We start from the raw sequence: 12,054 nt of genomic DNA, 5'->3' as shown, positions 1-12,054 counted from the left end.
CGCCTGGAGTCGCTTTCATGACGTCATCCCTGCCCATCAGCGTCGAAACAGGCATCCGGACCGCCGGTGTCGGACGATTCCAGTACCGGCTGTTCGTCATCTTCGGCCTGGTGTGGCTGGCCGACGCGATGCAGGTGCTGTCGATCGGCTTCAGCGCGCCGTCGATCGCCAGGACCTTCGGCATCAGCGTGCCGGAGGCCCTGAGGACCGGCACCTTCTTCTTCATCGGCATGATGATCGGCGCCTTCGTCTTCGGCCGGCTGGCCGACCGCATCGGTCGCCGGCCGGTGCTGATGATGGCGGTGGTGATCGACGCGCTGTGCGGCGTCGCCTCGGCCTTCGCGCCCGACCTGGCCTGGCTGCTGGTGCTGCGTTTCCTCACCGGTATCGGGGTGGGCGGCACGCTGCCGGTCGACTACACCATGATGGCGGAGTTCCTGCCGAGCGACCGGCGCGGCCGGTGGCTGGTCCTGTTGGAATCGTTCTGGGCCATCGGCACGATCTTCCTGGCGCTGCTGGCACTGGCCGCGGTGGCCTACGGCAACGACGCCTGGCGCGTCATCTTCTTCGTCACCGGCATTCCCGCGCTCATCGGCGTGGTGCTGCGCTTCCACATCCCCGAATCGCCGATGTTCCTGAACCGCAACGGCCGCTCGGACCAGGCGCGGCAGGTGCTCCAGCGCGTGGCCAGGGCCAACGGCAGCACGGCCGAGATCCCGCCGCTGCGCGCCGAGACGATGGCGCGCCAATCGATGTTCGCGCTGTTCTCGCCCGACCACCTGCGCCGCAGCCTGGCGCTGCTGGCCGCCTGGGCTCTGATCTCCATCGCCTACTACGGCGTGTTCGTCCACCTGCCCATCAAGCTGAGCTCCGAGGGCTTCGCGTTCATGCGCGGCCAGGTGTTCCTGGTGGTGCTGGCGCTGGTCCAGTTGCCGGGCTTCGCGCTGTCGGCCCATGGCGTGGAGAAGTGGGGCCGCAAGCCGACGCTGATCGGCTTCCTGCTGCTCAGCGCGGTCGGCGCCATGCTCTACAGCCTGGGCACCACGCCGGCGCTGGTGGTCGGCTCGACGCTGCTGATGAGCTTCTCGCTGCTGGGCACCTGGGGCGCCCTCTATGCCTTCACGCCCGAGGTCTATCCGACCGACCTGCGCGCGAGCGGCATGGGCATGGCCGGCGCCGTCGCGCGCTTCGGCGGGCTGTTCGCGCCGGCCATCATCGCGCCGGTGATGAGCACGCACTTCACGCTGGCGCTGGCATTGATCTCCAGCATGCTGGTCGCCGGCGCCATCGCCATCGCGATGGTCGATGTGGAGTCGCGCAACCGCGTGCTGGACTGAACGGCGGGATGCGGCGGGCACGTCCCCGGTCGCGCGTCGTTCGTCGCCTCGACGGGTCGATGGGTCGATGGGTCGATGGGTCGATGGTCGACGAGCGGCGACGGAATGGAGCCGGCAATTAGACTGATCGCTTTGCGAGTTTCCCGCCCATGAACACCCGCCAATGGCTCGAGCGCCTGATCGCCTTCGACACCACCAGCCGCAATTCCAACCTCGACCTGATCGAGTCCGTGCGCGAGGGCCTGGCCGGCCACGGCGTGCGCGCCGACGTCATCGCCTCGCCCGACGGCCGCAAGGCCAACCTGTTCGCGACCCTGCCGGCGGCCGATGGCCGCGCCGACGGCGGCATCATCCTGTCGGGCCACACCGACGTGGTGCCGGTCGATGGCCAGGACTGGCACAGCGATCCCTTCCGCATCGACGAGCGCGACGGCAAGCTCTATGCGCGTGGCTCGGCCGACATGAAGGGCTTCATCGCGACCTCGCTGGCGCTGGTGCCCGAGTTCCTGGCGATGCCGCGCAAGAAGCCGCTGCACCTGGCGTTCTCGTACGACGAGGAGGTCGGCTGCGTGGGCGCGCCGGTGATGCTGGCCGAGCTCAAGCAACGCGGACTGCGCGCCGATGGCTGCGTCGTCGGCGAGCCGACCGGCATGCAGGTGGTGGTGGCGCACAAGGGCATCAACCTGTTCCGCTGCCGGGTCCATGGGCGGGCGGCGCATTCGTCGCTCACGCCGCGCGGCTGCAATGCCATCGAGTACGCGGCTCGCCTGATCTGCCGCATCCGCGACATCGCCGACCACTATCGCGCCCACGGGCCTTATGACGAGTACTTCGACGTGCCGTTCACCACGTTGACCACCAACCAGATCCAGGGCGGCATCGCGGTCAACACCATTCCCGAGCTGTGCGAGTTCCAGTACGAGTTCCGCAACCTGCCGGGCATGTCGGTCGATGGCATCCGCGCGCAGGTCGAGCAGTACGTGCGCGACGAGCTGCTGCCGCGCATGCGCCAGGAATACGCCGATGCCGACATCGACATCACGGCCAGCGCCTCGGCGCCCGGCATGGAGACGGCGGAACAGGAAGCCATCATCGAGCTGGTGCGCGCCCTGACCGACGACCGCGAGACCCGCAAGGTGGCCTATGGCACCGAGGGCGGGCTGTTCCAGCAGGCCGGCATTCCGACCGTCATCTGCGGTCCCGGCCACATCGAGCACGCCCACAAGCCCGACGAGTTCGTGGCGCTCGACCAGCTCGCGGCCTGCGAGGGCTTCCTGCGCAAGCTCGGACATTCGCTGACGGTCTGAAACCACGGCCGGGCTTGATCGACGTCAAGTTCCGCCGCCGCATCGGCGCGGACACTGGGCTGCTTCATCCACAGCCGGGAGTCCCGTCATGTACCAGAAGATCCTTGTTCCCATCGATGGCAGCTCGACGTCGCGCGCCGGACTGCGCGAGGCCATCCGCCTGGCCCAGCTCTCCGGCGGGCGCCTGCGGCTGGTGCACGTGATCGACGAGCTCTCCTTCGCGCTGGTGATGGATGCCTATGGCGGCTACACCGGCGACTGGCTCGGCACCCTGCGCGGCGACGCGGCCAAGCTGCTCAAGGAAGCCAAGGCCGAAGCCGCCGCCTCGCATGTCGAGGCCGACACCGTGCTGCTCGACGGCTTCCGCCGGCCGGTGCACGAGCAGGTGATCGCGGAAGCCGTGCATTCCCACGCCGAGTTGATCGTCCTGGGCACCCACGGCCGCCGCGGCCTGGGCCGCTGGGTGATGGGCAGCAGCGCCGAGCACATCCTGCGCCACGCGCCCGTGCCCGTGCTGCTGGTGCGCGCGCCCGAACTGGCAACGGCGGAGTCGGAGGACTTCGCGCTGCCGGCGGGGATGCTGGCGCAGCAGTGAAGGGGCGAGTGGAGGGGCGGGGTTGGCGCACGTGACGAGGGGGGCGTGCGCGGTGTGTGATCACGTGGGATCCGTGCGACGCTAGCCAAGTGGGCTGCGGATTCGGATGACTACGAGGACAGTTGTGATCCGTGAAGTCGATATCGTTCACTAAATTCCATTGGCGTTGGACTCGCGAGTCTGATCGTAATTTTCGTTACGTCCTCCCTGTCGATCGAGTTGCGTGCAAGGTGGATCGACCTTGGGCTCAGGGAACGCGATCTCGTGCGAATCTCGCATCAATCGGCATGCCAAAGTCGCTGCGAATATAAGGTCGGATTAGGGATTGAGTATGGATGGATTTGTCGATTCAATCCGTCGGTCTGTAATCCCGTGCCGTCTGCATCGCTGAATGCATTGCCGCCTATGTGGTTGAACCGATCAAACCCTCCCGTTAGTCTGATGCATTGAGTTCAGGCCTGCCAGGCAAAAGGCTATGTGTTGCTGGGTCAATGAACTTAGTCGGGCAGCCCAAGAGTGCTGCCTTCAATCTTCAGATGACAGGCATGTTGCGCACGGGTTCGCACGATCATTTCGTGGCTGACCAAAAGTTATTTTCTTTTATCAGATAAAAGCTTTGAAGGATCTATAGACATAGCCAGTGCTAAACACTTCATCAAATCAATAACCTCTAAAGACACAAATTTTTTTTCCTCAACATAAACAGCGGCAGTTTTTCCAGAGCCAAGCCGTACTCTCCAGCATCTACGAATCGTTGTACTTCCTCTTGTTCGTAACTAGACAATGCTGGCATGGTTGCCTCTAATAGCTTTGCAAATAATGATTCGATTTTTTCAAATTTCAATTTTTTCGCTCCTTAACGAGGATTGCGAGGCAGATTAGTCCGATGACCTGCAACGACCCGACCATTTTATCTGACGCTATTTGACGGCTTCAATTTCAAGTGGTGATTGATTGAATGCGGTTTTTCGGACTAAGGTCGAAATAATTGAGTATTTTTGTCTTTTTCGAAAATATTCAGGGTTGACTGTGCGAGCAAGACAATCTGCCCCCACTCTGGATCATCAATTAGCTCTGCGTCACTTGCCTGATATGTTTTTCTGTTGGGGGCCTTGGTGAAATTATTTAGGGCATCTCTAATCACTTTAATGGCTTCTTTTTGCTCTTTCGTCAAAAGCGATTTATCAAGCTCATCTATAATGAAATTATCAATGTCGTTATCATCGAAAAATTGAGCATAAAGCTCTCCAAGCGAAATTATTGAAGATATTTTTTTGTTTCTTTCGGCCCACATTGCATGTTGTAATTTCTTATCTGCGATGAAGGCAGTGCTTCCTAGAAAATTGGCCATGCGGATATCAAAAGGAATCATGTCGTCCTCTGAAATTTAAAAATTTGAGTCATGGTCTAAATTTCCATGATCACGTGGAAAGTGTGCTTCTGTGGAAGATAGATTGGAAGCTGGCACCCCGTTTGAATCCAAAGCGCGCCCATTTTTCACTTGTGTAAGAGTTCCGTCACCACGCTCCCTCACATAATCGCCCCCCTTTGGATTGTTTGGATCGATCCATTTTGTGCCTTTGCCGTCACGGCTGGGAACTTCAACCCAGTTTTCTGGCACCCCTTCGGGGCGATTAGTTCCGGAGGCTGAGTCATCGTCCGAGGGGTTTACAGTCGAATTAGCGCTTTCCGAAAACATCCGCTCGATCGCACCGAAACACTGTCTTGCGGTGTTGTTGACCAGACTCCGAAATCCGGGACTGATCGCATACCCCACCATGACGGCTGGCAGGGCCATGGCCACTGGCGCCACGGCCTGTGCCGCCAAGCCATTCGGATCGCTGAACGCCAGCGCATTGCTACCCACATAGTTGAACCGATTCCACCCTCCCGCCAGCCCGATCGGATCAGGCTGCGTGTACTGCCCGGTCTTCGGGTCGTACGTGCGGAATCCGTTGTAGTGCAGTTCCGACTCTTTGTCGAAGTACTGGCCCGGGTAGCGCAGGTTGAACTCGAATTCTCCCTCGACCGGCGCGACGGTGGCGAATCGTCGTTGCGCGATGGTGGGGGGCGTTTCGCCGAAGGACGGAGAGCGGCCATTGCCACAGCAGCGTGCCATCGGCGTGCATGACGCGACATGGCGTGTTCAGGTGGTCGGCCATGACGGACTGGACAGCCGAGTTGTTCTGCACCGTGGCCACGGGCATCGGCCCGGCGGACGTGGGCAGCCAGATGTACTGACGCGAGCCCGCGCTCAGGGCGCCGCCCGCGCCGTACTCGCCCATGAGCGTGCCGTCCTCGTCGTAGACATAGGCGTTGCCCAGGCGCTCGGCCTCGCTGGTGGTGCTAGTGGATGCGTCAGCCTACAGGCGGACGAAAAGCGCCGTGAAGCACGATCCTGTCTGTATATTACCGTTTTTTATCATTGTTTATCGGAAAAAATTCTTTAAAAAATGCTGAGTTTTAAAAATCACGGCAAGTTGCATTCAATCATTAAGCCATCGTCAATGTAAAGTTGAATGGAAGGATTTTCGGCCAGCCTCACATCCAAAATAATTACTTGACTTGCTAAATCAAGAGCTTTGCAGAGATTGGATGTGGTGATTGTCAATGGTCCATTTTGAACTTTTTTCCAAAGATCGCCAAGTGCGAGTGCAGGAACATCTGTTAATGTTTCTATGTTGCTCAAAATCCAATTTTTTTCAGAAGTGGCAGCATTATTCAGGACGTTGCTGCACGTGATTCCATCGATAGGGAAATTTTCTAAAGAGCTTTTCATTTTTTTATGGCCTATGTTTCAGCGCAGCGGTGACGTGGGTCCTCTCTGTGGGGTGCCCCCAGTCGCGTTAGGAAGATACTCGTGCTGATGCGGACTGGGATGACTACTAGGACGGCCGTGATCTGTGAAATCGATATCCCTTACGGGATTTCCATTGGCGTCAAACTCGCGCGCCTGATCATAATTTCCATTACGTCCTTCTTGTTGACCGAGTTGTGTGTAAGGCCCTTCAGCTTCGGGATCTGGCAACGCGATTCCATCCGGAGTTCGCGGAAGTTTGCGATCTGGAAATCTGTTTTCGCTCTTCGCTTCTTCCGAAAACATCCGCTCGATCGCAGCGAAACACTGTCTTGCGGTGTTGTTGACCAGACTCCGAAATCCGGGACTGATCGCATACCCCACCATGACGGCTGGCAGGGCCATGGCCACTGGCGCCACGGCCTGTGCCGCCAAGCCATTCGGATCGCTGAACGCCAGCGCATTGCTACCCACATAGTTGAACCGATTCCACCCTCCCGCCAGCCCGATCGGATCAGGCTGCGTGTACCGCCCGGTCTTCGGGTCGTACGTGCGGAACCCGTTGTAGTGCAGTTCCGACTCCTTGTCGAAGTACTGGCCCGGGTAGCGCAAGTTGAACTCGAATTCGCCCTCGACCGGCGCGACGGTGGCGAATCGTCGTTGCGCGATGGTGGGAGGTGTCTCGCCAAAGGCGGAGAGCGGCCATTGCCACAGCAGCGTGCCGTCGGCGTGCATGACGCGGCGCGGCGTGTTGAGGTGGTCGGCCATGACGGACTGGACAGCCGAGTTGTTCTGCACCGTGGCCACGGGCATCGGCCCGGCGGACGTGGGCAGCCAGATGTACTGACGCGAGCCCGCGCTCAGGGCGCCGCCCGCGCCGTACTCGCCCATGAGCGTGCCGTCCTCGTCGTAGACATAGGCGTTGCCCAGGCGCTCGGCCTCGCTGGTGGTGGTGCTGGCGGACGCGCCGGCCCACAGGCGGGCGAAGAACGCCATGAGGCCGGAGCCCGTCTCCGTGGGGGACGCCGGATAGATGGGCTCGGTCTTGAAGACGCGCTGGCCGAGCGCGTTGTGGGCGTAGCGGGTGGTCGGGCTGGTCGCCGAAGCGCCGGTGGTGACGCTGCTCAGGCGGCCGGCGGCGTCGTAGGCATAGCTGCGCAAGCCATCGCCCGTGCGTGCGCCATTGGCATCGTGGTCGTAGGTGGCTTGCGTGCGGACGGGTTTTGAATAAATGTCTTGGTCTGGATGACTGGGATCACGTGTTACAGCAAACGTGCTCAGTTCCAAGCCCGTCAGTCGGTTGCCTATCGACTTGTACTCGAGACCTTCAGCCGTCACGCGAGCCCAATAATCTGGCTTGAAATGAAGGCGACTACGCAACGTGCGATTGCCGTTGGCGTCCTGATTGAAGTAATCGACGTCGCCGTATGTCGAGGCATTGGTGGCGCTGAGGAAGACCCAGATCGCGAGCCGCGAAAAGTAGTCATAGACAGCAGTGGCTTGATGCCATCTGGTCTCGATGGTCGAGTTGGTATCACCTGCATTCGTTGGCAATGCCAGCAGCTGATTAAAGTAAAAAGGTTGTCCCTTCGAGTTATAGAAATAGGACAGCATCGCTTGGCCATCCACGTCGGCAGCCATCAGGCGACCTTCTCTGTCGTACCAGCGCCGTGTGGCGATGGGCTTGGCCCCCGCACTGCCGCCCCCCGCCCAGACCCAGCTGGCGGGTTGACCCAGCGGCGTCCAGGTGAGTTGGGTCAGCAGGGGCTGCCCCTTCCAGTCCATGCGCACCAGGCGCCCCGTGTCGTCGTAGACATGGCGCAGCAGCTGATCGGCGCCACCGGGATAGACCACCGTGTCGATCTGGCCGGCGGCGGTGTAGCTCGTGGCCAGCACGTGCGTCATGCCGTTGGCCAGCTGCTGGGTCTTGCGCACCACGCGACCGAAGGCATCGCGCTGGTAGGTCGTGGTGCCCGAGCGGTCGGTCATCTCCGAGAGGCCGCCCACGCTCGCCTGGGGCGAGCCGGCGGCGTTGTAGGCCGCGCCGCTCAGGTCGTAGCGCAGGCTGGCGGACTGGCCGTCGGCATGGGTGATGCGCGTCGGGCGACCCAGCGCGTCGCGCTCGAAGGTCGTGGTCTGACCCCGTGCATCGGTGATCGTCGCGGGCAGGCCCAGGGCGTCGTAGCGGGTGGCGCGGCTGCCGATGTCGGCGCTGATCTCGGAGGTGGCCCGCCCCTGGGCATCGCGGACATAGTCGGTGGCCACGCCGCCGAAATCGGTGGCGCGGGTGACATGGCCCGCCGCATCGAAACCGCGTCGGGCCGTGGGGCCTGAATTGCTCCGATCAAGCACGGTGATCGAAGCGATGCGTCGCAGTGCGTCCAAGCCATAGCGCGTGGTCTCGTCGTAGGCGTTGGTCTGGCTGACGCGCTCGCCATTGGCGTCATAGGTGAACCTGCGCCGCGTGGAGTCGCCAATGGACTCGTCGGACACGCGGTTGAGGGCATTGACAGCGATGACACGGTCCCAGACCGTGGTGCCGGTGGCGTCGCTGATCCGCGAGCGAACGCGGTTGCCCATGCGGTCGAGCGTGAAGGTCGCCGACTCGCCGCGGTTGTTGCGCCAGCCGATCGGCCGGTGGGCGGCGTCGTAGGCATGGGTCACGACCAGGCCGTCGGGCTGGCGCACGGTGGCGAGCTCGCCGCTCTCGGTGTAGGTGTAGGTGGTGGTCTGCACCCCGCCCACGGTCTGGCTCAGCAGGTGCCCGCGCGGGTCCCACGCGTAGGTGGTGACCAGGCCGTTGGGCGCGGTCTGGCTGGCCAGCCGGTTGCCCGCGTCCCAGGTGTAGCGCGTGACGTGGCCCAGGGCGTTGGTCGACTGCGTGCGGTTGCCGCGCGCGTCGTAGGCGTGGGTGGTGCGCGCGCCGTTGGGCGCGGTCTCGGAGGCCACCAGGCCTGCGGCGTCGTAGCTCCAGCTGCGCACCTGGGTGCCCGGGGTGGAGTCGTTGCCGAGGATGGCCGTGGCCGCCGGTGCCCCGGCCGGGGCGATGGTCTGCGAGAGCAGTCGGCCCTGCGCGTCGTAGGTGTAGGTGGTCGTGCGCGTCGCCTCGATCACGCGCGCGGGCAGCGCGAAGGTGGGGTGCCATTCGGTGGTGACCGCGACCGCCTCGGGCAGGCCCGCCGCGCGCGTGACCGTCAGCGGCAGGCGCCGGGTGGTGTCCCAGGTGGTGGTGGTGACCACGCCCTGGAAGTCGACCTCGCGCGTGACCAGGCCGTGGGCGTCCTGCTCGCGCGTGGCCGCCTCGGCGCCGGCCTGGCCCGTCGCCGCGGGCAGCGACGTGGAGGTCACGGCCAGCTTGCGCTGCGTCGTGCCGAAGCCGAACTCGCGCTGGGTGCCCAGCGGATCGGTGACGACGGCGCCGCCCCCGGGGGGGTAGGCGACGTCGTAGCGCTCGTTCGCCTCGGCCAGCTCGGTGCGCGTGGCGCGCCCGATGTCGTCGTAGGCGAAGGTGGCGAAGCGCCGGCCCTGCTCGTCGATCAGCCCGGTCAGCGCATAGGGGAAGGCCGGGGACTCGTAGACGAAGCCGCGCGTGCGTCCATCGGTGTAGCGCACCGAGGCGAGGCGACCCACGGTGTCGTAGCCATAGCGCGTGAGCGTGCCATCGGGCAGGCCGACCTGCTGGATGCGACCCAGCGCGTCATAGCCGATGTCCAGCGTGCGGCCGAAGGGGTTGACGATGCTCACCAGCCGATCGCTCGCATCGCGCCGGTAGAGCGTCGCCCAGCCATTGCGCTCGATGCGCCGCGACAGCCGTCCCGTGGCGGTGAAGTCGAAGGCGACGTCATCGGCGGCGCGCGTGTAGCGCCAGCCACCCCCGGGCAGTGCCGCCAGGCGGTCGGTGCCGCCCACGGCCACCCAGGCGGCGGCGTCGGAGGCGCGGGTGAACTCGCGCGCGGTGCCTTCGGGATCGGTCACGGTGACGCCGGTGGCCGGGGACGCGGACGATGCCGAGGATGCCGAGGACGTCCTGAGCGTCATGTCGTGGTTGTGCGTCCAGGCCGGGCCCAGGCCCGTGGCCGCTCGCGTGGCATCCAGGCCCCAGCTGCTGCGATAGGTGCGCGCGAAGCTCAATGGCGCGGGACCGCCATCGACCACGTCCTCCTCGAAGCGGTACTTCTCGCGCGTCGCGGGCAGGATCGGATGGCCGAAGGACAGGCCGTAGGCCTGGGCCTTGCACATCTGGGCTTCGACCTCGACCTTCTCGCAGCTCGTGTGGGTGGGGTCCTCCTGGTAGCCGACGTCGCACTGGCAGCTGTCGGTCGCGCCCGAAGCAACGGCGGTGGCATGCGGACTGCACACACGCGTGGACCAGACCTTGAAGTTGGTGGGGGCCGAGTCCATGACGAACTCGGGGGTGACGGTGTAGCGGAAGCGGACCGCACACTGGAACTCGGGGGCCTGGCCCGAGACGACGGCGGAGATCAGGGTGACGGATATCCCGGTCTGGGCCGAGAACATTGCCGCGGTCGCTTCCCCGATCACCTGCTGGCAGGCCAGCTCGGGTGTCGCGCGCGTGGCGTAGGGCAGCGCATAGGCCGCCGCACTGGCCGCCACGCTGCCTGGCATCTTGGCCAGGAGCACCGAGAGCTTGGTCGGGTAGTCCGCGAAGCCGTCGGTGGGCGCGGGCAGGGCCCAGGCGACGGGGGACGCGCAGCAGGCGAGCACCGGCAGTGCGAGCAGCATGGCGCGGGAGCGGAAAGAAGAGAAAAGCGAGAAAAGCGAAAAGAGAAAACGCAGCAAGACAGCACTGCGGGCGACGGATCCATTGGCGAGATGGCGACTTGCAAAACGCCGACTTGGAGAAGAGTCCCCTGGGAAGGAGCCAATTGATAAAGAGCCAGTTGGAAAGGAGCCAGTTGAAAAAGAGCTATTTATTCTTCTTGCAAAAGCCTGTCCCCGCTTTGTGATCGACAAGAACTCACCACCCCACCACACACCCGCAATTTTCGAATCATTCATTCTGTTGTCCGTCGCGCCCAGGAAATTCATCGGTATTCCGATGCCGTGGCGGAGGTTTTTAAGCGCGATGCCCAGGAATGAGTTTGAACAATTGGCAATTCCAAGCAATTGACTGAACCTTGCCAAAAGAAATTGGCGGATCCGCAATTCGCCCGTCCAAGGGCAGGCAGCGCATGGCGATCCCGAGCCGGCCCCGGTGCCATGCGACGCTCCTCGGAACCCCGGCCCGGCCGCATCGCGAGGACCACGCTGCGCGAAAACCCGATTCATGGAGCTCGCGGACGTAGGGGATACTCTTAACGAACGCGCGCCTCCCGCACGCAAGACCTGCGCATCGCGCTCGAGGACATCACGACCACCATGGCGAATCTGGCTGATCTGGACACGTCGTTCCTGGTACCTTGCCGCCACTGTGGCGACCTGCTGCCCGAACAGGACCGCATTTGTCCGCATTGCGGCAAGGACCAGACGGTCGCGCCGGACAAGGCCGGTGCCAGCGAGCCACCGGCGCTCGCATCCGGCGCCACCGATGCATTCGGACCGCTGCCGCTCGCCGCGGATGCCGGCGCCGGCGACTTCACGCGCGCGGGTCTCGGCGCCCGGGCCGACGATGGCGGAGCCGCGCGACGGCGCCGCAAGGCGATCGGCGTGGTGGCGCTGCTGGCGGGCGTGCTGCTGCTGGGCATGGCCTACGACCGTTATGTGAAGCAGCAGAGCGCGGCGACATCGCCATCGACGTCATCCGTCGCGGGGCCGACATCGCGCGAGGAGCGCCCGACGCCGCCCCGCTCGGCCACCGCCACCGGCCCGGTCGTGCGGACCCCGGCCGTGGCCGTGTCCCCGCCGGCGGCGAACCCGACCGGCGCGCCGGCATCGGCATCCGTGACGCCAGCGGCGTCGGCCGATGCGAGGGAGAGCGCCCCGGGCACGGCGTCGTCGTCCTGCAACGAGGCCCTCGCCGCGCTGTCCCTGTGCACCGTTCCCTGATCCATCCGCTTC

Annotated in this window: 10 protein-coding genes; 5 read left to right on the top strand and 5 right to left on the bottom strand. The window is 63.7% G+C overall.

Annotated elements, in window-relative coordinates; translation table 11 throughout:
- The first annotated feature begins 17 nt into the window (after positions 1-17).
- From AC1MLT_RS20640 to AC1MLT_RS20630, 3 genes are all read left to right on the top strand, one after another.
- Complete coding sequence (locus AC1MLT_RS20640; protein WP_481036138.1) at positions 18-1,337, top strand: MFS transporter; 1,320 nt, start codon at positions 18-20, stop codon at positions 1,335-1,337.
- Between the two features lie 149 nt (positions 1,338-1,486).
- Positions 1,487-2,644 (top strand): acetylornithine deacetylase, encoded by a 1,158-nt coding sequence (gene argE, locus AC1MLT_RS20635; RefSeq protein WP_481036136.1) that lies wholly within the window; start codon positions 1,487-1,489, stop codon positions 2,642-2,644.
- Between the two features lie 88 nt (positions 2,645-2,732).
- On the top strand, positions 2,733-3,239 hold the full coding sequence (locus tag AC1MLT_RS20630; RefSeq protein WP_481036135.1) for a universal stress protein: 507 nt from the start codon (positions 2,733-2,735) through the stop codon (positions 3,237-3,239).
- A 670-nt stretch (positions 3,240-3,909) separates the two neighbouring features.
- Here the strand turns inward: AC1MLT_RS20630 and AC1MLT_RS20625 are convergent.
- From AC1MLT_RS20625 to AC1MLT_RS20605, 5 genes are all read right to left on the bottom strand, one after another.
- On the bottom strand, positions 3,910-4,083 hold the full coding sequence (locus AC1MLT_RS20625; protein ID WP_481036133.1) for a hypothetical protein: 174 nt from the start codon (positions 4,081-4,083) through the stop codon (positions 3,910-3,912).
- A 129-nt stretch (positions 4,084-4,212) separates the two neighbouring features.
- Complete coding sequence (locus tag AC1MLT_RS20620) at positions 4,213-4,611, bottom strand: hypothetical protein (RefSeq protein WP_481036132.1); 399 nt, start codon at positions 4,609-4,611, stop codon at positions 4,213-4,215.
- Between the two features lie 15 nt (positions 4,612-4,626).
- Positions 4,627-5,358: an RHS repeat-associated core domain-containing protein gene (locus tag AC1MLT_RS20615; protein WP_481036130.1), complete on the bottom strand. Its 732-nt coding sequence runs from the start codon at positions 5,356-5,358 to the stop codon at positions 4,627-4,629.
- Between the two features lie 351 nt (positions 5,359-5,709).
- On the bottom strand, positions 5,710-6,018 hold the full coding sequence (locus tag AC1MLT_RS20610; RefSeq protein WP_481036128.1) for a hypothetical protein: 309 nt from the start codon (positions 6,016-6,018) through the stop codon (positions 5,710-5,712).
- 18 nt (positions 6,019-6,036) lie between these two features.
- On the bottom strand, positions 6,037-10,779 hold the full coding sequence (locus tag AC1MLT_RS20605; RefSeq protein WP_481036127.1) for an RHS repeat-associated core domain-containing protein: 4,743 nt from the start codon (positions 10,777-10,779) through the stop codon (positions 6,037-6,039).
- On the opposite strand from AC1MLT_RS20605, the gene AC1MLT_RS20600 reads away from it, so the two are divergent.
- Both AC1MLT_RS20600 and AC1MLT_RS20595 read left to right on the top strand, forming a co-directional pair.
- Positions 10,778-11,167, top strand: coding sequence for a hypothetical protein (locus tag AC1MLT_RS20600; RefSeq protein ID WP_481036125.1), 390 nt, complete (start codon positions 10,778-10,780; stop codon positions 11,165-11,167). The two genes, AC1MLT_RS20605 and AC1MLT_RS20600, sit on opposite strands and share 2 nt — an antisense overlap.
- Positions 11,168-11,415: 248 nt before the next feature.
- On the top strand, positions 11,416-12,042 hold the full coding sequence (locus tag AC1MLT_RS20595; RefSeq protein ID WP_481036124.1) for a hypothetical protein: 627 nt from the start codon (positions 11,416-11,418) through the stop codon (positions 12,040-12,042).
- Positions 12,043-12,054: the final 12 nt, after the last annotated feature.

This window comes from Variovorax sp. PEI5 (assembly GCF_056679935.1).
This window is presented reverse-complemented; position numbering and strand designations above follow the sequence as displayed.

What these genes read in the sequence shown, in the direction of transcription:
- AC1MLT_RS20605 (WP_481036127.1), bottom strand. Translation starts at nt 10,779, where the DNA reads ATGCTGCTCGCACTGCCGGTGCTCGCCTGCTGCGCGTCCCCCGTCGCC.
- AC1MLT_RS20640 (WP_481036138.1), top strand. Translation starts at nt 18, where the DNA reads ATGACGTCATCCCTGCCCATCAGCGTCGAAACAGGCATCCGGACCGCC.
- AC1MLT_RS20610 (WP_481036128.1), bottom strand. Translation starts at nt 6,018, where the DNA reads ATGAAAAGCTCTTTAGAAAATTTCCCTATCGATGGAATCACGTGCAGC.
- AC1MLT_RS20600 (WP_481036125.1), top strand. Translation starts at nt 10,778, where the DNA reads ATGGCGCGGGAGCGGAAAGAAGAGAAAAGCGAGAAAAGCGAAAAGAGA.
- AC1MLT_RS20620 (WP_481036132.1), bottom strand. Translation starts at nt 4,611, where the DNA reads ATGATTCCTTTTGATATCCGCATGGCCAATTTTCTAGGAAGCACTGCC.
- AC1MLT_RS20630 (WP_481036135.1), top strand. Translation starts at nt 2,733, where the DNA reads ATGTACCAGAAGATCCTTGTTCCCATCGATGGCAGCTCGACGTCGCGC.
- AC1MLT_RS20615 (WP_481036130.1), bottom strand. Translation starts at nt 5,358, where the DNA reads ATGGCACGCTGCTGTGGCAATGGCCGCTCTCCGTCCTTCGGCGAAACG.
- AC1MLT_RS20595 (WP_481036124.1), top strand. Translation starts at nt 11,416, where the DNA reads ATGGCGAATCTGGCTGATCTGGACACGTCGTTCCTGGTACCTTGCCGC.
- argE (WP_481036136.1), top strand. Translation starts at nt 1,487, where the DNA reads ATGAACACCCGCCAATGGCTCGAGCGCCTGATCGCCTTCGACACCACC.